The 201-nt window shown below is 70.1% G+C and carries 1 protein-coding gene; it reads right to left on the reverse strand.

Annotated elements, in window-relative coordinates; genetic code table 11:
• The coding region (locus tag WFJ97_RS16435) for an HNH endonuclease (RefSeq protein ID WP_336642267.1) at nt 1-201 on the reverse strand (201 nt) is incomplete at both ends.

A 201-nucleotide genomic window follows, 5' to 3' on the forward strand; every position in this document is an offset into this window, starting at 1 on the left:
CGGGGTGTTCGCCAGCGTTGGTGGGGGTCCCACCAGGCGGGTCCGCGGACGTGGGGTGTGCCGTTGTGCATACGTATCTCCCAGCCGGAGGTGTCGAGGGTGCGGTGGTGGTGCCAGCAGAGGGTGACGCCGTTGTCGGTGTGGGTGGGTCCGCCGCGGGAGTGTTCTGTGACGTGGTGGATCTCGCACCAGGCGGCGGGG

Source organism: Microbacterium sp. USHLN272 (assembly GCF_037149655.1).
GTDB lineage: Bacteria > Actinomycetota > Actinomycetes > Actinomycetales > Microbacteriaceae > Microbacterium > Microbacterium galbinum.